The sequence below is a fragment of the Marinobacter sp. ATCH36 genome (genome assembly GCF_023555055.1).
Taxonomy (GTDB): Bacteria; Pseudomonadota; Gammaproteobacteria; order Pseudomonadales; family Oleiphilaceae; genus Marinobacter.
In genome coordinates this window covers 1-415 of record NZ_JAMJPL010000022.1, presented here as the reverse complement: position 1 = coordinate 415, position 415 = coordinate 1, and the positions used below count along the sequence as shown (strand labels likewise).

Annotated in this window: 1 protein-coding gene; it reads left to right on the top strand. The window is 42.4% G+C overall.

The window, feature by feature from the left end; translation table 11 throughout:
- Positions 1 to 172: 172 nt before the first annotated feature.
- A partial coding sequence (locus M8010_RS19870; RefSeq protein ID WP_502846240.1) for a cysteine hydrolase family protein occupies positions 173 to 415 on the top strand: 243 nt, incomplete at its 3' end.

Genomic DNA, 415 nt, shown 5'->3' with positions numbered 1-415 from the left:
TGATTAGTCTCATCTGATTGTTTTTATTGAACTAACACAAATTTCATACGCTTCGTTCAGTCGAAAAATTTCATGGTCACAGCAAACTCATATTTCCCGTCTATGCTTTCAGAGCAATGCATCGCGTCTGATCGATTTCAGACGTACCACTGACTCTCGAAAGGAGAAGAGGATGACCAAACCGTATGTTCGTCTTGATAAAAATGATGCTGCCGTTTTGCTTGTTGATCACCAGGCTGGTTTACTTTCCCTTGTACGGGATATCGAACCCGATAAGTTTAAAAATAACGTGCTGGCGCTGGGTGACCTGGCTAAGTATTTCAACTTACCAACTATTCTTACCACCAGTTTTGAAACCGGTCCTAACGGCCCATTAGTTCCAGAACTGAAAGCACAATTCCCCGATACACCTTAC